The sequence below is a fragment of the Pseudomonas sp. genome (assembly GCF_028293835.1).
Classification (GTDB): domain Bacteria; phylum Pseudomonadota; class Gammaproteobacteria; order Pseudomonadales; family Pseudomonadaceae; genus Aquipseudomonas.
The window spans coordinates 1-21,826 of the sequence record NZ_JAQGNX010000139.1 but is presented as its reverse complement, the minus strand read 5'-3'; the positions used below and the strand labels follow the sequence as shown (position 1 = coordinate 21,826).

The 21,826-nt window shown below is 54.8% G+C and carries 22 protein-coding genes and 1 tRNA gene; 6 read left to right on the top strand and 17 right to left on the bottom strand.

All coding sequences use genetic code 11. The features are described 5' to 3' along the window. Positions 1-13: 13 nt before the first annotated feature. Positions 14-1,236 (top strand): IS3 family transposase gene (locus JWR17_RS19265; RefSeq protein WP_299833813.1). Its coding sequence is split into 2 segments (ribosomal slippage): positions 14-365 and positions 365-1,236, totalling 1,224 coding nucleotides; the frame shifts between segments, so codons are not numbered across the junction. A gap of 67 nt (positions 1,237-1,303) precedes the next feature. Here JWR17_RS19265 and ybgF read toward each other — a convergent pair. The 14 genes from ybgF to JWR17_RS19195 all read right to left on the bottom strand — a co-directional run bounded on the left by ybgF (position 1,304) and on the right by JWR17_RS19195 (position 13,296). Beyond that, on the bottom strand, positions 1,304-2,134 hold the full coding sequence (ybgF, locus tag JWR17_RS19260) for a tol-pal system protein YbgF (protein WP_299833808.1): 831 nt from the start codon (positions 2,132-2,134) through the stop codon (positions 1,304-1,306). 6 nt (positions 2,135-2,140) lie between these two features. Continuing rightward, positions 2,141-2,641, bottom strand: a complete 501-nt coding sequence (gene pal / locus JWR17_RS19255) for a peptidoglycan-associated lipoprotein Pal (protein WP_299833806.1) — start codon at positions 2,639-2,641, stop codon at positions 2,141-2,143. 53 nt (positions 2,642-2,694) lie between these two features. Further along, entirely contained in the window at positions 2,695-3,945 is a 1,251-nt protein-coding gene (tolB, locus tag JWR17_RS19250; protein ID WP_299833811.1) for a Tol-Pal system beta propeller repeat protein TolB, read from the bottom strand. 47 nt (positions 3,946-3,992) lie between these two features. Beyond that, entirely contained in the window at positions 3,993-5,075 is a 1,083-nt protein-coding gene (gene tolA / locus JWR17_RS19245; RefSeq protein ID WP_299833803.1) for a cell envelope integrity protein TolA, read from the bottom strand. Continuing rightward, positions 5,075-5,539, bottom strand: a complete 465-nt coding sequence (gene tolR / locus JWR17_RS19240; protein WP_299833800.1) for a protein TolR — start codon at positions 5,537-5,539, stop codon at positions 5,075-5,077. The genes tolA and tolR overlap by 1 nt, the downstream gene beginning before the upstream one ends. Before the next feature lie 14 nt (positions 5,540-5,553). Continuing rightward, on the bottom strand, positions 5,554-6,249 hold the full coding sequence (tolQ, locus tag JWR17_RS19235; RefSeq protein ID WP_299833798.1) for a protein TolQ: 696 nt from the start codon (positions 6,247-6,249) through the stop codon (positions 5,554-5,556). Beyond that, on the bottom strand, positions 6,239-6,706 hold the full coding sequence (ybgC, locus tag JWR17_RS19230) for a tol-pal system-associated acyl-CoA thioesterase (RefSeq protein ID WP_299833796.1): 468 nt from the start codon (positions 6,704-6,706) through the stop codon (positions 6,239-6,241). Before ybgC ends, tolQ begins: the two co-directional genes overlap by 11 nt. Positions 6,707-6,845: 139 nt before the next feature. Continuing rightward, entirely contained in the window at positions 6,846-7,901 is a 1,056-nt protein-coding gene (ruvB, locus tag JWR17_RS19225; RefSeq protein WP_299833794.1) for a Holliday junction branch migration DNA helicase RuvB, read from the bottom strand. Then, positions 7,902-8,510 (bottom strand): Holliday junction branch migration protein RuvA, encoded by a 609-nt coding sequence (ruvA, locus tag JWR17_RS19220; protein WP_299833792.1) that lies wholly within the window; start codon positions 8,508-8,510, stop codon positions 7,902-7,904. Positions 8,511-8,638: 128 nt separating this feature from the next. Then, positions 8,639-9,163 carry a crossover junction endodeoxyribonuclease RuvC gene (gene ruvC / locus JWR17_RS19215; protein ID WP_299833790.1) on the bottom strand — a complete coding sequence of 175 codons (525 nt, stop codon included), beginning with the start codon at positions 9,161-9,163 and terminating at the stop codon, positions 8,639-8,641. A gap of 124 nt (positions 9,164-9,287) precedes the next feature. Beyond that, positions 9,288-10,034 carry a YebC/PmpR family DNA-binding transcriptional regulator gene (locus tag JWR17_RS19210; protein WP_299833788.1) on the bottom strand — a complete coding sequence of 249 codons (747 nt, stop codon included), beginning with the start codon at positions 10,032-10,034 and terminating at the stop codon, positions 9,288-9,290. 146 nt (positions 10,035-10,180) lie between these two features. Further along, positions 10,181-11,956, bottom strand: coding sequence for an aspartate--tRNA ligase (gene aspS, locus JWR17_RS19205; protein ID WP_299833785.1), 1,776 nt, complete (start codon positions 11,954-11,956; stop codon positions 10,181-10,183). A gap of 242 nt (positions 11,957-12,198) precedes the next feature. Next, positions 12,199-12,540 (bottom strand): ribbon-helix-helix domain-containing protein, encoded by a 342-nt coding sequence (locus JWR17_RS19200; RefSeq protein WP_299833783.1) that lies wholly within the window; start codon positions 12,538-12,540, stop codon positions 12,199-12,201. A gap of 282 nt (positions 12,541-12,822) precedes the next feature. Then, positions 12,823-13,296, bottom strand: a complete 474-nt coding sequence (locus JWR17_RS19195) for a Dps family protein (protein ID WP_299833781.1) — start codon at positions 13,294-13,296, stop codon at positions 12,823-12,825. Positions 13,297-13,797: 501 nt separating this feature from the next. Between JWR17_RS19195 and JWR17_RS19190 the strand changes: the two genes are divergently transcribed. After that, the gene (locus tag JWR17_RS19190) at positions 13,798-14,403 is read left to right on the top strand and encodes a cold-shock protein (RefSeq protein ID WP_299833779.1); all 606 of its coding nucleotides are present in this window, start codon (positions 13,798-13,800) and stop codon (positions 14,401-14,403) included. Positions 14,404-14,478: 75 nt separating this feature from the next. Here JWR17_RS19190 and JWR17_RS19185 read toward each other — a convergent pair whose 3' ends face one another. Then, complete coding sequence (locus JWR17_RS19185) at positions 14,479-14,685, bottom strand: SlyX family protein (RefSeq protein WP_299833777.1); 207 nt, start codon at positions 14,683-14,685, stop codon at positions 14,479-14,481. After that, the gene (locus JWR17_RS19180) at positions 14,682-15,113 is read right to left on the bottom strand and encodes an HIT domain-containing protein (protein WP_299833775.1); all 432 of its coding nucleotides are present in this window, start codon (positions 15,111-15,113) and stop codon (positions 14,682-14,684) included. The genes JWR17_RS19185 and JWR17_RS19180 overlap by 4 nt, the downstream gene beginning before the upstream one ends. A 1,018-nt stretch (positions 15,114-16,131) precedes the next feature. On the opposite strand from JWR17_RS19180, the gene JWR17_RS19175 reads away from it, so the two are divergent. From JWR17_RS19175 to JWR17_RS19165, 3 genes are all read left to right on the top strand, one after another. Next, a complete protein-coding gene (locus JWR17_RS19175) occupies positions 16,132-17,484 on the top strand; it encodes an OprD family porin (protein ID WP_299833773.1) in 1,353 nt (450 codons plus the stop codon). A gap of 166 nt (positions 17,485-17,650) precedes the next feature. Beyond that, positions 17,651-19,366 carry a proline--tRNA ligase gene (locus tag JWR17_RS19170; RefSeq protein WP_299833771.1) on the top strand — a complete coding sequence of 572 codons (1,716 nt, stop codon included), beginning with the start codon at positions 17,651-17,653 and terminating at the stop codon, positions 19,364-19,366. A gap of 90 nt (positions 19,367-19,456) precedes the next feature. Further along, positions 19,457-20,413 carry a hypothetical protein gene (locus JWR17_RS19165; protein ID WP_299833766.1) on the top strand — a complete coding sequence of 319 codons (957 nt, stop codon included), beginning with the start codon at positions 19,457-19,459 and terminating at the stop codon, positions 20,411-20,413. Here the strand turns inward: JWR17_RS19165 and dinB are convergent. Further along, a complete protein-coding gene (gene dinB, locus JWR17_RS19160; RefSeq protein ID WP_299833810.1) occupies positions 20,410-21,471 on the bottom strand; it encodes a DNA polymerase IV in 1,062 nt (353 codons plus the stop codon). The two genes, JWR17_RS19165 and dinB, sit on opposite strands and share 4 nt — an antisense overlap. A 250-nt stretch (positions 21,472-21,721) precedes the next feature. Between dinB and JWR17_RS19155 the strand changes: the two genes are divergently transcribed. Further along, positions 21,722-21,798 (top strand) — tRNA-Met (locus JWR17_RS19155). Positions 21,799-21,826 lie beyond the last annotated feature (28 nt).

Sequence of the window (21,826 nt, the reverse complement as noted above, 5' to 3'; positions counted from 1 at the left end):
TCAGGAGGACGTAATGGATTCAGGGAAAAGGCGCAGTCAGCGCGATTACACGCTCGCTTTTAAATTGGCGGTTGTTGATCAGGTTGAAAAAGGCGAGTTGAGTTATAAAGAAGCTCAACGGCGCTATGGCATCCAGGGTCGGTCGACGGTGCTGGTGTGGTTACGCAAGCATGGTCGGCAGGATTGGAGTCAAGGCGCGTCTATTCGCGTGCTGAGGGTCAAGCCGATGACCGAGCCAAATTTACCGCTGACGCCCGAGCAGCGAATCAAAGAACTTGAAGAGCAGCTCGTAGTGAGCAACCAGAAGGCCCAGTTTTTCGAAGCCGTTGTGAATGTGTTGAAAAACGATTACGGCGTTTCGATCGTAAAAAAGCGACCCGGCAAGTCCTCTCACAACGGCAAATCCAAGACCTGAGCACTGCCAGGGCTTGCCTGTTCATGGGTATTTCTCGTCAGGCGTATTACAAGCGCAACCGAGCTTACGATGCGCGGGTTAATAATGACCAAAAGGTGGTGGATTTCGTTTTGGAAAAACGCCGCCGCCAGCCAAGACTCGGTACTCGCAAATTGCACTACTTACTGCATACCGAAGCAGAGACTGGCCTACAGGTGGGGCGTGACCGGTTATTTAGCATCTTGCGAGACGCCAGGGAACTCGTGCTGCCCAAGCGCGCCTATCACAAAACGACGCACAGCCATCACCGCTTTCGGCGCCATCCTAACCTGCTCAAGGAGGGTCCTGAGCAGATCGTCGCCAACGGCCCTGAGCAAGTATGGGTGGCAGACATAACTTACCTGCCCACGCAACAAAGCGTGGCCTACTTGAGCCTTGTCACAGACGCTTACTCACGCAAGATCGTGGGTTATCACGTACATGAAACTTTGCATACGGAGTCTGTGATCAAAGCGTTCAAGAACGCGCTTGACGAGCGAAAGACCACGCAGCCGTTGGTTCATCACTCGGACCGCGGCGCCCAGTACTGCTCTGATCTATATCAGCGTGCGCACAGGAAACACGAGATCACCTGTTCGATGACGGATGGCTACGACTGTTATCAAAATGCTCTGGCCGAGCGAGTGAACGGTATTTTAAAGATGGAGTTCTTGCTGCACCGCCCCAAGAACTTGGAAGAAGCAGCAAAAATGGTCGATGAATCGGTTCGGATTTACAATGCTGAACGACCGCATCTGGCCCTAAAATACAAAACGCCCGATGCGGTGCATCGGGCGTTTTGAGACCGAAATAGGTGTAAACCTATTTCAGGACTAGACAGGTGATCAGTTCAGCTAACTGACAGACACATTACATGCGTTGCAAATCGCGCTGAGCCAACTGTGCAGCGGAGGTGCCAGGGTACTGGGAAACCACCTGTTGCAAGATGCCTTTTACCTTGTCGGTATGACCGAGACGGCGTTCGACATCCGCAAGTTTGTACAGTGAATCCGGCACTTTAGCGTGCTTTGGATACAGCTGGCTGACTTTGGCGAATGCTTGACCGGCGCCTTGAAGGTCGCCCTTGGCCAGGTTCACTTCACCCAGCCAGTACTGGGCATTGCCCGCGTATTGACTGTTTGGGTATTTGCGCAGAAAAGCCGTGAAGGCCTGACTGGCCTTGTCGAAATCCTTGGCTTTGATCAGATCGAAGGCAGCGTCGTAATAGACTTTTTCCTTCGCCGGATCACCCGGTTCCGCGTTTGCCGCCGGAGCCTGCGCTGCAGGTGCCGTAGGCGCACCACCGGCATTTATATCGCCGCTGGATTGAGAATTATCGGTAGCTCCTGCGGCAGGTGCGCCGCCAGCTCCAGGTCCAGCACTGATACGCTTATCAAGTTCCTGATAACGCTCCAATGCCTCTTGCTTCATCCGATCGATATCGTTCTGTTGAACCTCGACCGTACCGCGCAATTTGGCGATCTCTTCCTGCATTTGTTGCAACTGCATGAACAGCTGACCTTGTGCCGAGGCAGGGGCCGTAACCCCTCCCCCTGCATAGGCGCCGGACGTGCCATAACCCGCTGGCGGATAACTGCTGCTACCAGAGCCAGAATTGTTATCGACCACAGGAACCGCACCCCACGCAAAAAGCGGAAGGGCGAGAGTCAAAACGGTTAGAGCACGACGGCACGTTCGCATGTCAAATTACTTACGCAGTTCGACGCGACGGTTTTGAGCCCAGGATTGCTCGTCGTTGCCGGTAGCAACTGGACGCTCTTCACCGTAGGAAACCAATTCCAGCTGTGCTGGGGAAACACCTTGCAGTACCAGGTAGCGTTGAACGGCTTTCGCGCGACGCTCGCCCAGTGCGATGTTGTACTCACGAGTACCACGTTCGTCGGTGTTGCCTTCCAGAACGACTTTAGCGCCATTGGCTTTCAGGTCTTTAGCATGAACGTCCAGGGCACGCATGGCTTCTGGTTTCAGGTCCGAACTGTCGTATTCGAAGTAGAAAGTGGTGATAGCGCGCAGAGCAGCTTCTTCGCTCAGGCTGCCATCAACAGCGCCAGTGTTAGCACCGTAACCAGCGTTAGGATCTACAGCAGCGCCTTGGCCAGCGTTATCGCCACCTTTGGACGAGCAACCTACAGCTACAGCCATGGCCAGAGCCAGAGCAGCAAATTTACCAAACTTCAGCATTTCCATCGTGAAACTCCTAATGAACCCCAAGTGTGTTAAGCAAAACGTGTAGCGCCGCGTCAGTTCAGGTAAGGGGACCAGGAAGGTTCTCTGACTTCGCCTTGAGCGGTAGGAAGCGGGAGCCTTACGCGTCCATTAATGGACACGAGCATCAAGACTCCCCGGCCCTGCTGGCGGGTGGCGTAGATTACCATGGTGCCGTTGGGCGCGACAGTAGGCGACTCATCAAGGTTGCTGTCTGTGAGGATTTTTACGCTACCGCGCTGCAAATCCTGCACTGCTACCTTGAAATTTGTGAAGCCGTCCTGACGGTGAATCATTACCAGCGTCTTTTCATCGGCCGACAATTTCGGGTTGGCGTTGTAGTTACCGATGAACGTTACACGTTCGGCACTGCCGCCGTTGATGCTGGTTTTGTAGATTTGTGGCTTGCCGCCGCGGTCAGACGTGAAGTACAGCGTGGTGCCGTCCTTACCGAAAAACGGTTCAGTATCGATCGACGGATCGTTGGTGACGCGGCTGATCTGGCGGGTAGCCAGGGTCATCACATAGATTTCCGGGTTACCGTCTTTGGAAAGCACGAACGCCAGCTTGTTGCCATCCGGGGACCACGCAGGGGCGCCGTTGATGCCTTCAAAGTTGGTGATCTGCTCGCGGCGACCAGTGTCGATGTGCTGAATAAAGATGCGCGGACGCTTCTGTTCAAACGACACGTAAGCAATACGTTTGCCATCCGGCGCGAATCGCGGCGACAGAATAGGCTCGCGTGATTGCAACAGGGTCACTGCACGGGCACCGTCGTAGTCCGAACGTTGCAGCGTGTAACGCGTGTTATTGACCGAGAAACGCTCAGCGGTGACATACAACATACGCGTTGAAAACGCACCTTTGATGCCGGTGAGTTTTTCGAACGCCTGGTCCGCGATGTAGTGCGCCATATCGCGCAGTTGATCGTTGGTACCCGATACGTTGCCCGTCATCACTTGCTGTTCAGTCGCCACGTTGAACAAGGCATAACTGATCTGCAAGCGACCGCCCGAAGGAACGATGCTGCCGACCATCAGGTATTGGGCACCGATCGCTTTCCAGTCGCGGTAGATCACTTCGCTTGCCTGGGTTGGCAGGCTGATCATGCTCGCTTTGGCCAGCGGCGAATAATAGCCCGAGTTACGCAGGTCATTACTGATGATGTCGGCCATGTCCTCTGGCAAGACGCTACCGCCCTGCAGCCCGAACGGAACAACCGCAATCGGCGTTGCCCGGTCGCTACCGGTAGTGACCATGATGTTCTTCTCTTCTGCAGCGGCCATTCCCGCCGCACAGCAAAGAACGATAAGCAATCCTCGAAGAATGTTAATCACAAGGCTAGATCCTCAGGTTTGAATGTCATCTTGAATGAACGGTAGGGATTGAAATCACTTGGTTTCAGGCCCTGCATTTCTGTCAATCGACCAATATTTTTAACTGCCGCCACCGCCGAGTTATCGAACGGAGTGTCTCCACTGGACTTGGCGATACTGACCGAAGTCACTGTCCCGTCAGGCAACATTCCAATTTGCAGTACAACGGTCATGCCTTTTCTTGCAGAAGGTGGTCGAGCCCAGCCTTCAGCAGCGCGCGCGCGAATCAGATCGTCAAAGTTGCCCGCTGTCTCGTCGCCCTGCTCATCCGCCAATGCCTGCTGCCGCTCCGGTTTATCGGAGAGCAATTCGGCCAAGGCCGCCGCCTTTTTATCTTCAGCAGATTTACGAGCGGCATCTTGCTGTTTCTTCGCCGCATCGGCTGTCGATTTTTTCTTGGCGTCGTCGGTGGCTTTCTTCTTGGCATCGTCAGCCGCTTTTTTCTTCGCGTCTTCCACTGCCTGTTTCTTCGCGTCGTCGGCGGCCTGCTTTTTAGCATCGTCAGCTGCAGCTTTCTTCGCGTCTTCTTCGGCCTTTTTCTTCGCGTCGTCTTCGGCTTTCTTCTTGGCTATATCAGCCTTCTCGGCAACCTTTTTAGCGTCGTCCGCTTTCTTCGCGTCGTCAGCTTTTTTCGCTTCAGCTTTGGCGGCGTCCGCTTTGGCTGCGTCTGCCTTCTTAGACTCTTCAGCTTTCTGTTCTTCGGCTTTTTGAGCCGCGTCTTCTTTGGTTTGTTCCGCAGCTTTCGCAGCATCCTGTTTTAACTGTTCAATCTTTTTCTGTTCCAACTGCTCGGTTTCAGTTTGCCGTGCAGCCGTTTTCTGCGCCTCACCGGCGATCTTCTGATTGGTCTGGACCGTTGCGCGACTTTTGGATTTGAGCTGGTACAGGGTCGCTTGAACAATGGGCTTGGCTTCTGGCAAATCCGGGGTCATGGCAAAGCTGACGAAGAGCATGCCAAAAATCAGAATATGCAGCGCCACAGCCCAAACGCTAGGCCAGAAGAAGCTCTCCGAGGCGGACGGCTCTCGCTGTTGGTGCATCAGGGCGCCTCGGTAATCAAGCCAACATTACCGACCCCTGCTTTCTGCAGCCCGCCCATTGCGCCCATTACAGAGCCGTAATCAACGGTTTTGTCGCCACGGATAAAGACCTGCGTCTGCTTGCCGCCTTCACGACCGGCCTTGATGATTTTGGTCACCGCGTCAGTCATCTGCGGCAAGGTCATGGCCTTGTCCTGCTGTTTTTCGGTATCGACTTCGCTGCCAAGATTCCAGTAATAGGTCTTGTCGGATTTGATCGAAATGGTCAGAACCTGGTTGTTGTTGTCCTGTGGCAAAGCCTCGCTTGAGACTTTCGGCAGGTCAACTTTCACACCCTGGTTGAGCATCGGAGCGGTGACCATGAAAATGACCAGCAGTACCAACATCACGTCGATGTACGGCACTACGTTCATTTCGGCAACCGGCTTGCGACGTTTGCGACGATTTTGAGCGATTAAAGCCATGAAGGATTACCTGCTCACTCTTCGCTGGTGTGCACTTTACGGTGCAGGATCGCCTGGAACTCATCGGCGAACGTGTAGTAACGGCCGATCAACACTTCGCTGCGAGCAGCGAAACGGTTGTAGGCGATTACTGCGGGGATAGCGGCAAACAGACCGATAGCCGTCGCGACCAACGCTTCGGAAATGCCCGGAGCAACGGTAGCCAGGGTGGCTTGTTGAGCTGTGGCCAGACCACGGAAGGAGTTCATGATGCCCCACACCGTACCGAACAAGCCGATGTAAGGGCTGGTTGAGCCTACGGTTGCAAGGAACGGTAAACCTTGTTCGAGTTTTTCTTCTTCGCGAGAGATGGCGACACGCATGGCCCGGGCCACGCCTTCCATCACTGCATCAGGATCAACGCCTGGCTGCTGACGCAGTCGGGAGAATTCCTTGAAACCTGCACGGAAAATTTGTTCCACGCCCGAATCAGGGTCCGGGTTGCTGCCGGCCTGACGGTACAGCTTGGACAGATCGATACCTGACCAGAAGCGCTCTTCAAAGCTCTCCAGTGCCCGACGAGCCGACCGTATCATATTGCTGCGCTGAAAAATCACGATCCAGGAGGTGACTGAAGCACCCACCAAAATCAGCATAACCAACTGAACAACAATGCTGGCATTGCTGACCATACTCCACATGGAGGAATGGTCGACTACGTTAGCTTCCACGCGCTATCTCCTGCTCTAAATGTGTACCCGCGCCGCTCTGGCCGGCAAAGGCCGCACGCAGAGTTTCGGGAATGGCCCGGGGTTTCAAACTGTCGGCGCGCACACACGCCACCAAGAACTGCCCTTCGCAAAGCAGCGTTTCATCCGCAGCCAGCCTGACCTGCTGACGAAATCGCAGGCTCGCGCGGTTCAATTCAATCACTTCAACGCTTATCAACAGCTCATCGTCCAATCGCGCCGGCTTGTGGTAACGCGCCTCGCAGGAATGCACGACAAACAACAGATCCTCCCCTACCAGCTGCGACTGGGAAAAACCCAATGCGCGTAGCTGCTCGGTTCGAGCCCGCTCCATGAATTTCAAATAGTTAACGTAATAAACGATGCCGCCTGCATCGGTGTCCTCGTAATAAACGCGACAGCGATGTACAAACGACTGAAGCCCGTTTTGCGCGCGCATACTCTAGTGCTTACTCCCCGGAATGCCAATCCGCCAATCAACTGTTTTTCACTTTTTGCCGCTTATTGACGGTCGGATCGATGCGTCTGCATGTCTGACCACCAAAATCCCGAATAAATCAGCACCTTGTGCAGTTTATTTAATCGTCTGCGTCATCAACGAAATCACTGGCGACGGGCATTTCGCCCATTCGCGATGGAACGTTCAAGCCGAAGTGCAAATACGCGTGCCGGGTTACTACCCGCCCACGCGGGGTACGCATGATATAGCCTTGTTGGATCAAATAGGGTTCAAGAACATCTTCAATGGTATGCCGCTCTTCACTGATGGCTGCGGCAAGGCTGTCGACACCCACCGGCCCCCCGTCGAATTTTTCGATCATCGTCAACAGCAGTCGCCGGTCCTGGTGGTCAAACCCATGTTCATCGACATCCAACAGGTTCAATGCAAGGTCAGCGGTGGCCTTGGAGATATGACCATTACCGCGCACTTCTGCGTAATCGCGTACACGACGTAGCAGGCGATTGGCGATGCGCGGCGTTCCTCGTGCACGACGGGCGATTTCGAAAGCACCTTGCGCTTCGATAGGCAAACCCAATATGCCCGCCGAACGCGTAACGATAGTCGCCAGGTCGGCAGTGTTATAGAACTCAAGACGCTGAACAATACCGAAGCGGTCGCGCAGCGGATTGGTCAACATGCCCGCGCGGGTAGTCGCTCCGACCAGAGTGAACGGTGGCAGATCAAGCTTGATCGAACGTGCGGCAGGGCCTTCGCCGATCATGATATCGAGCTGAAAGTCCTCCATTGCCGGGTACAGTACTTCTTCGACAATGGGCGAAAGGCGATGTATTTCGTCGATGAACAGCACATCGTTGGGTTCAAGATTGGTCAGGATTGCGGCAAGGTCACCTGGACGTTCCAGCACTGGGCCTGAGGTGCTCTTGATCGAAACGCCCATTTCCTGAGCGATGATGTGCGCCAGGGTGGTTTTACCCAGACCCGGCGGCCCGAAAATAAGGGTGTGGTCCAACGCTTCATTGCGCCCGCGCGCAGCCTGGATGAACAATTCCATCTGCTCGCGCACCACCGGCTGGCCAATATAATCAGCCAGACTCAGCGGACGGATCGCACGGTCCAGTTGTTCGTCCCGGTCGCGGCCGGTCGCGGTTATCAAGCGGTCAGCGTCGATCACTTAAACCATTCCCTTTAAAGCACGTCGAATCAGGTCTTCGCTGCTCAAGTTTTTATCCTTGATGGCAGACACCGCTTTACTCGCTTCCTGAGGCTTGTAGCCCAGGGAAATCAGAGCGCTGACTGCATCCGATTCAGCCGTTGCCACCTGCGGCGCGGCGTTTGGACCATTAGAGACCAGGCTGAAGCTTCCCGGCAACGACTCCCAGGCCTTGAATCGATCCTTGAGTTCGACCAACAGGCGTTCGGCGGTTTTCTTGCCAACCCCTGGAATTCGAGTCAAGGCCGAGGTGTCCTGGGCCTGAACGCAGCGAACCAGTTCGTCGACTTCCAGACCGGACATCAGCGCCAATGCCAATTTCGGACCGACGCCATTAAGGCGGATCAGCTCACGAAACAGCTCACGCTCGCGTTTTTCGAAAAAGCCGTACAGCAGGTTCGCGTCCTCACGAACCACCAGATGGGTGTGCAAGGTCACAGGCTCGCCCACATGGGGCAGCCGATACAGCGTGCTCATTGGCACTTCCAGCTCATAGCCGACGCCGTTGACATCTAGAACCAGGTGCGGCGGCTGTTTTTCAGCCAGAAAACCGCGTAGCCGTCCAATCACGTATCAAATCCTTTCTTATGGTCAGCCGTCGCTTTTGCTCAGCAGCAGCTACCACGCCGACACAAATAATGGTCGCCATCATTACAGGAGTGATGGGGCCACGGGAAAAAAATTACCTAAATGATGTATCAAAGCCGCAATCGACCGCTGCGACTGCGCGCAGCGCTCAACCCATGAGGTATGAGGCTCGAACGCGTGTGCGCATGACACAACGCAATCGCCAGCGCATCGGAAGCATCGATCTGAGGCTTTTGGGTCAGCTTCAACAAGTGCATGACCATCATCATCACTTGTTCTTTGTTGGCGCCGCCAGTACCGGCCACGGCTTGCTTGACTTGCGTCGCGGTGTATTCAGCGATTTCCAGGCTCTCTTCGGCGCCCGCCACGATCGCCGCGCCGCGCGCCTGCCCGAGCTTGAGCGCCGAGTCGGCGTTACGCGCCATAAACACTTTTTCGATGCCCATGGTCACCGGACCGTACGTCTGAATGACTTCCCGCACACCGCGATAAACGATTTGCAGCCGCTCATGCAACAAACCACTGCCGGTGCGAATACAACCCGAAGCTACGTACACGCAGCCACGACCCGTGTCCCGTACAACGCCATAACCGGTAATCCGCGAACCGGGGTCGATACCAAGAATAAGTGTCATAAAGCCTGCAGCTTAAGAAGTGACGCCCAATGCACGCAGCATAAAGGCAGAAGCCGGGGGCCGATAGCGCGATGATCGCGCTATCGTGCCCCCGGCTTCAATTTGACCTACTGACAGTCATTGATCAGCCAAGCTGTTCGAGAATGTCATCCGGAATTTCCGCATTGGAGTAGACGCTTTGAACGTCGTCCAGGTCTTCAAGCATGTCGATCAGCTTGAGTACCTTCTCGGCGGTTTCCAGATCCAGTACAGCGCTGGTAGTCGGCAACATGACGATTTCGGCGTCGGCAGCCTTGAATCCCGCTGCCTCCAGCGCATTGCGCACGGCGTAGAAACTGGTAAACGAGGTGAACACGTCGATAGACCCGTCTTCGTTGTTCACCACGTCATCAGCGTCTGCTTCCATTGCGGCTTCTATCAAAGCGTCTTCATCAATACCGGCGCCAAACGAGATTTGCCCTTTACGGTCGAACAGGTAAGCCACTGAACCATCCGTGCCCAGGTTGCCACCGCATTTGACAAATGCATGGCGAACAGCAGCGGCAGTGCGGTTACGGCTGTCGGTCATCGTCTCGACCATGATCGCTACGCCACCTGGGCCGTAACCTTCATAACCCAGCTCTTCGACATCGTCACCTTCAGCCGCCCCGGCACCACGGGCAACAGCGCGATCAATGGTGTCGCGCGTCATGTTGGCACCGAGGGCCTTATCCAGCGCAAGTCGCAAGCGCGGATTAGTGCCCGGATCACCGCCACCCTGACGCGCAGCAACGGTCAGTTCGCGGATCCACTTGGTAAAAATTTTGCCTTTTTTGGCATCCTGACGCTCTTTGCGGTGCTTGATGTTCGCCCACTTAGAATGACCTGCCATTTCTCGCTCCGAATTCTTTTGAAACGCTCACACTTTGTGCGCCGCTGATGCGTGCAAAAAGCTTCAATCAATTCTGTGGCCGGGAGGACCGGGGCGCATCGGCAGCGTCGTTGACGAGCCTGCGAAGCGCCCCGCTCGGCTATTACTTACTCAGCCTTGGGCTGTTCGCGCAAACGAATGTGCAGTTCGCGCAACTGCTTGGCATCAACGACGCCAGGTGCCTGGGTCATGACATCCGCAGCACTCTGTGTTTTCGGGAACGCGATCACTTCACGAATCGATTGGGCGCCGGTCATCAACATCACCAGACGGTCCAGACCAAACGCCAGACCGCCATGGGGCGGTGCACCGTACTTCAAAGCGTCCAGCAGGAAGCCGAACTTCTCTTGCTGCACGTCTTCGCTGATACCCAGCAAGAGGAAAACCGCCAGTTGCATTTCCTTGCGGTGGATACGGATAGAACCGCCGCCCAGTTCAGTACCGTTGAGTACCATATCGTACGCGCGGGACAGCGCCGTCGCCGGGTTGGCCTCGAGCTCTTCCGGGCTGCATTTCGGTGCAGTGAACGGATGGTGCAATGCGCTGAAACTGCCGTCGTCGTTCTCTTCGAACATTGGGAAGTCAACAACCCACATTGGCGCCCATTCACACGTGTGCAACTTCAGGTCGTTACCGACTTTGATCCGCAGCGCGCCCAGGGCCTCGCTGACGATCTTGGATTTGTCGGCACCGAAGAACACGATGTCGCCATCGACAGCGCCAACGCGGTCGAGAATTACCTTGAGGTTTTCTTCAGGGATAAACTTGACGATAGGCGACTGCAGGCCTTCAGCCCCTTTGGCGCGTTCGTTGACCTTGATGTAAGCCAGGCCCCTGGCGCCGTAGATGCTGACGAACTTGGTGTAGTCGTCGATCTGGCTACGCGGCATGCTGGCGCCACCCGGTACACGCAAGGCGGCAACACGGCCTTTCGGATCGTTGGCCGGACCGCTGAACACTTTGAATTCCACGGCATTCAGTTGGTCGGCAACGTCTACCAGCTCCAGCGGGTTACGCAGGTCTGGCTTGTCGGAACCATAACGACGCATGGCTTCGGCGAATGTCATGTGCGGGAACTCACCGAACTCCAGGTCAAGGACTTCCTTGAACAGCTGGCGAATCATCTTCTCGGTGATGCCGATGATGTCTGCTTCGTTAAGGAAGCTGGTCTCGATGTCGATCTGAGTGAATTCCGGCTGGCGGTCAGCACGCAGGTCTTCATCGCGGAAGCATTTGGCAATCTGATAGTAACGATCAAAGCCGGCTACCATCAGTAACTGCTTGAACAGCTGCGGCGATTGCGGCAAGGCAAAGAAGCTGCCTGGGTGTGTGCGGCTTGGCACCAGATAGTCGCGGGCGCCCTCAGGAGTAGCCCGTGTGAGAATCGGCGTCTCGACATCAAGGAAGCCGTTCTCATCCAGATAGCGACGGATGCTGGTGGTGACACGCGAACGCAGACGCAGCTTTTCTGCCATTTCCGGGCGACGCAAGTCGATAAAGCGATAACGCAGACGGGTTTCTTCGCCGACATCCGAGAACTCGTTCAACGGGAACGGTGGAGTCTCCGACTCGTTCAGCACTTCGAGCTCATAGCCCAGCACTTCAATAGCGCCAGAAGCCATGTTGGCATTCACTGCGCCGGCGGGACGGGCACGCACCTTACCGGTAATTTTGACCACGTATTCGCTGCGCACGCGATCGGCGGCAGCAAAGGTATCGGCGCGGTCCGGATCAAACACCACCTGAGCCAGGCCTTCACGGTCACGGATATCGAGGAAAATCACCCCGCCGTGGTCACGACGACGGTGGACCCATCCGCAAAGGGTAATTTCCTGACCTTCCAGGCTCTCGTTCAGTTGGCCGCAATAATGGCTGCGCATCATGATGGTGTTTTCGCTTCTCGTAATTCGGAATTCGGTGGAGCTCTCGCCCTTCGCTTTCGCTCAATAGTGCAAGAACCCTGGCGTGCAGTTCAACCCGACGGCCTGCGCCCCGTAGTGAGGCGGGGGATTATATAGAGTAAATTGACGCTGTGCAGCCGCCCGAACTGATCGCAACACCATAAGCGCGCTGCACAGGGTCGGTTCTACAGCAGACTGCGGCGCCTTCTGACCCTGTAGCGTTATCATGCCAGTGACAAGTCCATCGACTCGGTTTTTAACAAATGAGCGACACAGACTACCCGGATCAACCCGCTGAAGTTTTTCACGCCGCCATGACGCAGGTGCACCTCGCGATCAACATAGGACAGTACCGCGTTGACCGAGCAACTATTGGCGCGGGCAATATTGGCCAAAATACCCCAATACACTTCCTCCAGACGCAGACACGTTGCCAGCCCATTTAGGCGAACGGATTTGGAGTGGGGACGTGCGAGATTCATGTTGAAATCCTCGACGAAAGGATCGTCCTGGATTTTTCCGTAACGACTGAAATCTTTCTTTTGATGCCCGCTGCGCTGAACCATTGTTGACCGCTCCCTGTTATCCATCTGACCAATCCCTCAAGCACTAGACATGCATAATTCACTTGCATGTAAAGCCAATGAAAGATTTCTGGCCAGTAGAAGAAGCACTTCAGATCTGTAGGACAGAGCAACATTTTATAGGGGATTTTAGAAAACCCAGACGGTTAACCCGAATCTGTCAAACGAATGTCATCAATAGTTACGCTGTTTGACAACCCGCACTGATTCTGGCGACTGAACGGCGTGCGAGCGGCACTCTGGGTGCCACTCGCCAACTACTTATTACTTGGTTTCGAGCAACGAACGAAGCATCCACGCGGTTTTTTCATGAACCTGCATGCGCTGGGTCAGTAAATCGGCAGTCGGCTCATCGCTGACTTTATCGACCAGGGGGAAAATGCTACGCGCCGTACGCGAGATCGCTTCCTGCCCTTGAACCAACTGCTTGATCATGTCTTCGGCGCTTGGAACACCCTCCTCTTCCTTAATAGAAGTAAGGCGGGCATACGCGGCATAAGTACCCGGCGCCGGGAAGCCCAGCGCTCGAATCCGTTCTGCAACCAGGTCAACCGCAAGCGCAAGCTCGTTGTACTGCTCTTCGAACATCAGGTGCAACGTACGGAACATCGGACCGCTGACGTTCCAGTGAAAGTTATGAGTTTTCATATAAAGCACATACGTATCTGCCAGTAGACGAGAAAGACCGTCCACTATTTCTTTGCGATCTTCTTCGCTGATACCGATATCGATTGCCATGCTTCTCCCCTTTATATGATGGTTTGACGTGACACGTGCAGTCACACTCTACCAAGAGAACGGAAGCAACGCAGCCACCTATTAGGCTACAGCCTGCGGCAAACTGCCCACCTTGACCCGCAAACGGCATCCGGCTTTCCCGTATGCCTTCGGCCACCTCCGGCCACAAACTAACCCGGACATTCAGCAGACTGGGGCAACGCCCAACAAAACACACCGATCAGCTAATTGCATGGCCGACCGCTCTAGATCAACTATTGGCATCCCTCCATTGCCTCAAATCAACCCCAGTGCTGCGTCGAACTAAATCCCGGCCAAGCGCTTGATTTGAGTAGCCCTGCGCTTTGCTGTTAAATACACGCGTGTCGCTACTGACCTGCCGTATTGATGTAGCGCATAGGCTGACCTTATCGCTCGTGCAGCACGCCTCCATTTATTCAGAAGCGTACCGAGCGCAATCAGCTATTTCCTCGTGATCCGTCTTACATGTGAGTTATCAAAATGTTGAAAATCGTTCACCTGCTAACGGGAGCGGCAGCCCTGCTGCTTTCCTTCATCCCCAGCCTGCGTAGTGAAGCGTTGTCTTCTTACCTCCTGCAACCCGATGCCCTTTACCTGGCGCTTTTCGGATTACTCAACCTGCTACTGGCGCCAGTGATCCCTTACTGGAACCGCGGCCCACGTCATCAGTTGCAAAATCTGGTCAGCGGGCTTTTGGTGCTTGCGGTCGTCCTTCAAACCCTGACTTTGCTTGTTCCATTGCAAACCATCGCTGGCCAACCGGCGATTATCGTCAGCCTGCTCAGTGTTTTTATCGCGATCGTCCTGCATTTGGCGGTCAGCTTCTATCAATCGTCTCCTTCGCCCTCCGCTCAAAGCCATGACATGACCAACCGTGATACCGGGACCGTCAAGTGGTTCAACACGTCCAAAGGGTTCGGCTTCATTTCCCGGGACTCTGGCGATGACATTTTCGTCCACTTCCGCGCCATACGGGGCGAAGGTCATCGCGTTCTGGTCGAAGGCCAGCGCGTCGAGTTCTCGGTAATGAACCGCGACAAAGGATTGCAAGCCGAAGATGTCATAGCTGCGTTGCCGCGCCGCTGAACCATCTGTAACACCTGAAAAAACCCGCGCCTCTTAGGAGTACGCGGGTTTTTTATGGACAAAAAACAGGTGGACTCAATAATGCGGCGGCGGCGCATCTTCTTCGAATGTGTCGAACTGGCTGCCCATTTCTTCCTGACGCTTGAGCAGAGCCGCCATTTGTAACTGAAGGCGCTCGACGACTCGCTGCTGACTGACAAGTACATCATTGAGCGATTGAATGGTGTCGTCCTGGAAGGCCTGACGACTTTCCAGTTCGTTAATTCGTTGTTCAAGGCTCATGCCTGATCCTCCTCAAAACGAAAGCCATGGGTCAACACTTGGCGCAATCGACGCTGAATGGCCAATAACGCTTCGCCAGTATAGGGCTGCGCCGGGTGCTTGCCCCAAACGGGCGCTGGCCATGCCGCATCATTGCGAAAGCGCACGATGACGTGCATGTGCAGTTGACTGACAACATTACCCAACGCCCCAACATTGAGCTTGTCGGCATTGAATGCCTCACTGAGTAGTTGCGCCAGGGAATTGGTTTCCTGCCACAACTGCAATTGATCGGCAGGCTCCAGCTGAAACAACTCACTGATACCCGGCCGGCGCGGCACAAGAATGAACCATGGGTAGTTAGAATCGTTGGATAACAACAAACGGCACAGGGGAAAATCTCCGATGGCCACAGTATCTTGCACAAGGCGCGGATCTAAAATGAACACCGCCGAACTCCTGATCAATCGGTTGATTTTTAGCTCATTCTTTAAAATCGCAGAGCTCATGGCAATAGGGCTCAGGATACGCGGGAATGGGCTATGGTTCATCGGCTAATCAGCGATCAACAATCTGCAGACAGCGCAGGACAATCCGACGTCGCGCCTCAGCCAGCAAAACCACGCGGCGCACCAGCACGGTACGCGCTAACGTATTTTGCACCGTTATGGCTCAATTTCCTGGCTAGCGCAAAAGTCCTGATGGGTTATCAGCGGTTGCGCCCATCACGGCTGTAAATCCACCAGAATGCAATGCGGTCATGTCCTTGCAACGAAACCGCCACTCAGTTGCCGTCTAGACGCTTTATGATCAAGGACAAACGCCCGACATCAAGCACCAACGTAACCCAACGCACCAAAACGACTCACATAGTCACCACGGCAGTGCTACCTCATCCGCGATTTACCCAATTTCCCCCGCTGATGGGTAACGGTTTAGGTTTTTTTTCACGCCAACGCCCCCTATGTGAAATTTTCATGGGAGAAATATGCAGATAAAAATCGTTCAAAACCAACGACTTAGAAAATACTTCTACGAGCGGATTGACCAGATGTGAAAAAAAAGTAAATGCTTACGAACTTTGTGCACGGTTGTTGCTATGACTCACATAAGAGTTTGCAGAGCCGGTTGCACTAAAGGGGTGGCTTTGGAAACAAAAGAAAACGGAAGCGCGGGATGCAGGGAATGTTTGAACGGCCACCCATAGACTGTTTACACCTATGCTTAAGCCCTTCAAAAAATGCTGTTGTAGTTGCGGGACTTGATAGCGGGGGTACCGCATATGCGACATGAACAACCTACATTTGCGACATGGCCGTAAAGATAACGAAAGGATAGGTTCGTAACTATCGCCAACATTGTCAGCGTGATATAAATTCGCGCCGACACAAAAGAAAGAGCCTCCCAGATAAAAAAACAGGTGGGATGGCGGTAACTCTTCTTAAAAAACCAAAGGAGCAAATCACGATGAGAGTGATGAAGTGGAGCGCAATTGCCTTAGCAGTTACTGCGGGTATGACTCAATTGGCATCGGCAGCAGCCTTTGTTACTGACCAGGCTGATGCGAAGGGTTTTGTCGAAGATACAACGCTGAACCTGCTGCTGCGGAGTTATTACTTCAACCGCGACAACAAAAACGACAGCCATGACTCTATTGACTGGACTAACGGCATCAAGGCCAACCTGAGCTCCGGCTTCACTCAAGGTATTGTCGGTTTCGGTGTTGACGCTTTCGGTTACCTCGCGGTCAGAACCGACGGTGGTGATGGCACCACTGGCAGTAACAACATGGCCGTGGGTACTAAGTCTAACGGCGACCCAAAAGCTCAAGACAGCATGGGTAAAGCTGGCGCAGCGCTGAAAGTTCGCATCTCGAAAACCATGCTGGAAATCGGTCAGCAACAACCGACCACTTCCCCGGTATTCGCAATTGGCGGCTCGCGCATCTTGCCGCAAACAGCTACCGGTATCTCCCTGCAAAGCAGCGAGATCAAGGGCCTCGACTTAGAAGCAGGTCACTTCACCTCGGCATCCAGCGAAAGCCAGATGAACGCCGACGGCAGATTGACCACCGCTTATGCCCTCAATACTATTGACGCCAAGTCGATGGATTACGTTGGCGGCAAATACGCGATCACCGACAGCCTGACGGCTTCGTTGTACGGCGGCAAGCTGGAAGACGTATGGAACCAGTACTACGTCAACTTGAACTACACCCTGCCACTGGCCGATACCCAGTCGTTGGCGTTTGACTTCAACTACTACAACACCAAAGACACCGGCAAAGCGCTCGCAGGCGACATCACCAACAACGCGTTCTCGCTGAGCGCTGCGTACTCGTTCCTGACTGCGCACACCGTAACCCTGGCCTTCCAGAAAATTAACGGCAACACGCCGTTTGACTACGTCGGTGTAGGTGACAACGGCCGCGGTGCGGATTCGATCTTCCTCGCCAACTCCATTCAATATTCCGACTTTAACGGCCCGGGTGAAAAATCGGCTCAGGCTCGTTACGACATCAACATGGCAAGCTTCGGTGTTCCAGGTCTGACGTTCATGACCCGTTACATCTACGGTTGGGATATCGACAACACCAAGATCAACCCGGATAACCCTGCTTACGGCGGTTACGCCAACGCTGCAACCGACGCGAAACACCACGAGACCAACCTCGAAGCCAAGTACGTTGTTCAGACTGGCCCAGCGAAGAATCTCTCGTTCCGTATCCGTCAAGCGTGGCACACTGCCGATGCTGAACAGCTCGACGGCGACCACAAAGAGTTCCGCCTGATCGTCGACTACCCGATTTCGATCCTGTAATCGCAGTCAGTCTTCGTTTCAAAAAAACCCGGCTGATGCCGGGTTTTTTTATGGGATAAAACCCCGAATCACCGATTTTGCTGCACCGCCCTGCCCTGTACGCGACCGGATCACCACCGTACAATGCCGGGTCATTTCTAGTCTCAGCAACCGACAACGGCCTACCATGCGCACCAGTCAATATTTGCTCGCCACACAGAAAGAAACGCCTTCCGATGCGGTCGTCGTCAGCCACCAGCTAATGCTGCGTGCTGGCATGATTCGCAAACTTGCTTCAGGCCTTTATACCTGGCTCCCCATGGGTTTGCGTGTATTGCGCAAGGTCGAAGCCGTCGTTCGCGAAGAAATGAACGCTGCGGGCGCGCTTGAAGTGTTGATGCCTGGCATTCAGCCCGCAGAGCTTTGGCAGGAATCCGGCCGCTGGGAGCAATACGGCCCGGAATTGCTGCGCATGAAAGACCGACATGATCGTGAATTCTGCGCGGGTCCAACCCACGAAGAGGTCATCACCGATCTGGCGCGCAACGAGCTGAATAGCTATAAGCAGCTGCCGATCAACATGTATCAGATCCAGACCAAATTCCGCGACGAAATCCGTCCTCGCTTTGGCTTGATGCGTGGCCGCGAATTCATCATGAAAGATGCGTACTCGTTCCATGTCGACCAGGCTTCATTGCAAGCCACCTACGACCGCATGCACCAGGCGTACTGCAACGTGTTCACTCGCCTGGGCCTGAATTTTCGCCCGGTAGAGGCCGACAACGGCTCCATTGGCGGCGCGGGGTCCCATGAGTTCCACGTACTGGCCGATTCCGGTGAAGACGACATCGCTTTCAGCGACAGCTCGGATTACGCCGCCAATATAGAGAAGGCCGAGGCCGTGCCGCGGGAAAAATCGCGCCAGGCACCGACCGAAGAATTGCGCCTGGTGGACACGCCAAATGCCAAGACCATCGCGCAGTTGGTGGAAGGCTTTAATCTGCCTATCGAAAAAACCATCAAGACGCTGGTTGTGCATGCGGCCGAAGAAGGCAAATTGATTGCGCTGATCATTCGTGGCGACCATGAACTCAATGAAATCAAAGCCGCCAATCTGCCTCAGGTTGCGAGCCCCCTGGTAATGGCGTCCGAAGCCGAACTGCGTGACGCCATTGGCGCCGGTGCCGGCTCCCTTGGTCCGCTGAATCTGCCATTGCCTTGCGTGATTGATCGCTCCGTCGAACTGATGAGCGACTTTGGCATCGGCGCCAACATCGACGACAAACATTACTTCGGCGTTAACTGGGAACGCGACCTACCGGTTCCGGCAGTCGCCGACCTGCGCAATGTGGTTGCTGGCGACCCAAGCCCGGACGGCAACGGCACCCTGGAAATCAAACGCGGTATTGAAGTCGGGCATATCTTCCAGCTCGGGACCAAATACAGCGAAGCCTTGAAGTGCCAGGTACTGGGTGAAAATGGCAAACCCGTTACGCTGACCATGGGCTGCTACGGCATCGGTGTTTCTCGCGTGGTGGCTGCGGCCATTGAGCAGAACAACGACGCTAACGGGATTATCTGGAACGATGCGTTGGCGCCGTTCCAGATTGCCCTGGTGCCATTGCGCTACGAAACAGAACTGGTGCGGGAAGCCACGGACAAACTGTATGGCGAATTGACCGCCGCAGGTTTTGAAGTGCTGCTGGATGATCGCGACAAGAAGACCAGCCCCGGCAACAAGTTTGCGGACATGGAACTGGTCGGTATTCCACACCGCATCGTGGTCAGTGATCGCGGTTTGGCCGAAGGCAACCTTGAATACAAGAGCCGTACCGAAGCCACGCCACAAGCGTTGCCGGTTGCCGACGTACTGTCCTTTCTTCAGGCCCGTATCCGCCGATAAACCCAATGGCGCGCACGCCAAAAACGTGCGCGCCTCTGTTTATTAGCGCACGACGAGGCGAGACACGCCCTTTCTGTATCAAGAGATCACATGCTCAAGCGAAGCACTTTAAGCCTCCGCACCGCTGCATTGTGCGGCACCCTGCTTGTCAGCGGCTGCGCCAATCATTTGTCCCAACGCAGCGAACACGAAGAGCGCGTCGAACGGAAACTGCTTGAGCACACGCTGCAAATCGATATCGGCGAGCCCAACCTGCTGGAGCTGCCTCAGCGTCGCGTACGGATTAATGAGCAAAAGACCTTCGAGGTCACGGAATTCGAAGTCACCCGCAATTATGATCGCTACACCCCTTACCAACCCTGGCGCGAATTGTACGAAGTGCCTTTAGGCGCGGTGGCGTTGGTGGCAGGGGTGGGCGCCAATATCGTCAATCTGCTCATGCTTGGCCATCTACCGGGCACGGCGACCAAAGACTGGATCGATTACGGCGTGGCCGGCATCAACCCCTTCATGAATACACAGTCTCACGGCCGAGCCGAACAAAACCTGGCCAGCATCGACGAAGTTCAGCGTGATAAACACACCGAGCACAGCAGCTTGCCGTGGAGCGAACGCCCGGTGGAAGTTAGATCGGGCGGGCAAACGTTCAATCTGACGACTGATCAGAACGGCGTATTACGCCTGAACTTGCTCGACACTCCGTTTGCCGAGCAAGACCTGACGCGTGTTACACGCTTGCAGATCAATGTTGAAGACGAGCAAGACAGCGTACGAGCCGACGCCTCACTTCCTGTCAGCACGTCGTTACGGGGCAAGCTGCTCGAAGCTCATGCGCTGATTTATGATGACCTCGAAGAGGACGGCGTCAGCCAATGGGTGCACCGGGTCAAGCGTCTTTCAGAACTGGGCCTTGAAGAAGAAGCCAGTGAACTGGAACAAAGCCTGATTGAACTGACCCACAATGATCCAGAACTTCAAAAGCAATTCGTCAAGTCATTGACCCGGGATGCTGGCCGCTTGGTGGCGGATCCACACGCTGAAGATTAAAGCGTGAACAGCTCCAATTGCTCATGAGCGCCGCGCAGGTCCAGCAAGCGCACACCAATCCCCAGCAGTCGTACCGGCTTGCTGCCACGCGCGAACGCCTGGGTCAGCAACTGCTCGAAACTCTCAAGACTGCGCCCCGCGCCGGACTGCTCCAGGGTGGTCTGGGTGAAATCATGAAATTTCACTTTAACGAAGGGTTTACCGGCCCTGTAGCTGTCGCCGATACGCTCCATCCGTCCGGCGAGCGTTTCGAGGAGATCCGGAAGCTTTACCAGGCAACTGGCCAAGTCAGGTAAATCAGTGTCGTACGTATTTTCGACACTCACTGATTGGCGTCGGCTGTCGTTCTGTACCGGCCGATCATCCATGCCTCGCGCTAGATTCCACAACCGCTCACCAAAAGTGCCAAATTCGCGCACCAACGCTAATTTATTCCACTCGCGCAGATCGGTGCAGCTGACGATACCCAATCGGCCCATTTTGTCGGCGGTCACCTTGCCTACGCCGTGTAGCTTGGTCACTGGTAACGTGGCGACAAAGTCCTCCACCTGATCTGGAGTAATCACAAAAAGCCCGTTGGGCTTTTTCCAGTCACTGGCGATTTTTGCCAGAAATTTATTAGGCGCGACGCCAGCCGACACTGTGATATGCAACTGATTGGACACCCGACGACGGATGTCCTGAGCGATTCTCGTCGCACTTCCCGCGAAGAGGCTGCTCTCAGAGACATCCAGAAAGGCTTCGTCCAAAGACAAAGGTTCGATCAAATCCGTGTAATCACGGAAGATCGTCTGAATTTCCCGGGACGCTTCTTTATAAGCATCCATGCGGGGCTTGACGATGGTCAAGTCGGGGCACAGTTTCAGTGCGTGCCGGGAGGACATAGCTGAACGCACGCCGTAAGCCCGCGCTTCATAGTTGCAGGTCGCAACCACCCCTCGACGATCCGCCGACCCGCCAACGGCCAGCGGTTTACCAGCCAACCGAGGATCGTCGCGCATTTCGATCGCTGCATAGAAGCAATCACAGTCGACATGGATGATTTTGCGCTGCGTCATGGGGATGCGGTTTGGCATGCTAAGGGTCTGGCAGTATCTCATTGCCGTAGGACGCTGGCATCCCCGATGCCACCAACGACGTGCGAAAGGTCATAAAAAAGCCTGCGGATACGCCTGCCAAGGCCGAGCCACAAGCCTTAAGTCCACCCCCCCGCCCAATCCGTCAGAGCTAAGCGATTGAAGGAAAAGCGTTTTTTTGTAATTAACCATTGACAGCCCGGCGTTCCACTGTAGAATGCCGACACACAGACGCGGGATGGAGCAGTCTGGTAGCTCGTCGGGCTCATAACCCGAAGGTCGTCGGTTCAAATCCGGCTCCCGCAACCAAACATCAAAAAAGGCTACTCGAAAGAGT

Bases quoted from the DNA above. Each gene is read 5' to 3' on its own strand.
- tolA (WP_299833803.1), bottom strand. From the start codon at position 5,075: ATGCACCAACAGCGAGAGCCGTCCGCCTCGGAGAGCTTCTTCTGGCCT.
- JWR17_RS19195 (WP_299833781.1), bottom strand. From the start codon at position 13,296: ATGGCAATCGATATCGGTATCAGCGAAGAAGATCGCAAAGAAATAGTG.
- JWR17_RS19165 (WP_299833766.1), top strand. From the start codon at position 19,457: ATGCTCAAGCGAAGCACTTTAAGCCTCCGCACCGCTGCATTGTGCGGC.
- tolB (WP_299833811.1), bottom strand. From the start codon at position 3,945: ATGGCCGCTGCAGAAGAGAAGAACATCATGGTCACTACCGGTAGCGAC.
- JWR17_RS19185 (WP_299833777.1), bottom strand. From the start codon at position 14,685: ATGAGCCTTGAACAACGAATTAACGAACTGGAAAGTCGTCAGGCCTTC.
- ybgF (WP_299833808.1), bottom strand. From the start codon at position 2,134: ATGCGAACGTGCCGTCGTGCTCTAACCGTTTTGACTCTCGCCCTTCCG.
- aspS (WP_299833785.1), bottom strand. From the start codon at position 11,956: ATGATGCGCAGCCATTATTGCGGCCAACTGAACGAGAGCCTGGAAGGT.
- dinB (WP_299833810.1), bottom strand. From the start codon at position 21,471: ATGACGCAGCGCAAAATCATCCATGTCGACTGTGATTGCTTCTATGCA.
- JWR17_RS19190 (WP_299833779.1), top strand. From the start codon at position 13,798: ATGTTGAAAATCGTTCACCTGCTAACGGGAGCGGCAGCCCTGCTGCTT.
- JWR17_RS19210 (WP_299833788.1), bottom strand. From the start codon at position 10,034: ATGGCAGGTCATTCTAAGTGGGCGAACATCAAGCACCGCAAAGAGCGT.
- ruvC (WP_299833790.1), bottom strand. From the start codon at position 9,163: ATGACACTTATTCTTGGTATCGACCCCGGTTCGCGGATTACCGGTTAT.
- tolR (WP_299833800.1), bottom strand. From the start codon at position 5,539: ATGGCTTTAATCGCTCAAAATCGTCGCAAACGTCGCAAGCCGGTTGCC.
- JWR17_RS19175 (WP_299833773.1), top strand. From the start codon at position 16,132: ATGAGAGTGATGAAGTGGAGCGCAATTGCCTTAGCAGTTACTGCGGGT.
- ybgC (WP_299833796.1), bottom strand. From the start codon at position 6,706: ATGCGCGCGCAAAACGGGCTTCAGTCGTTTGTACATCGCTGTCGCGTT.
- JWR17_RS19170 (WP_299833771.1), top strand. From the start codon at position 17,651: ATGCGCACCAGTCAATATTTGCTCGCCACACAGAAAGAAACGCCTTCC.
- JWR17_RS19200 (WP_299833783.1), bottom strand. From the start codon at position 12,540: ATGGTTCAGCGCAGCGGGCATCAAAAGAAAGATTTCAGTCGTTACGGA.
- pal (WP_299833806.1), bottom strand. From the start codon at position 2,641: ATGGAAATGCTGAAGTTTGGTAAATTTGCTGCTCTGGCTCTGGCCATG.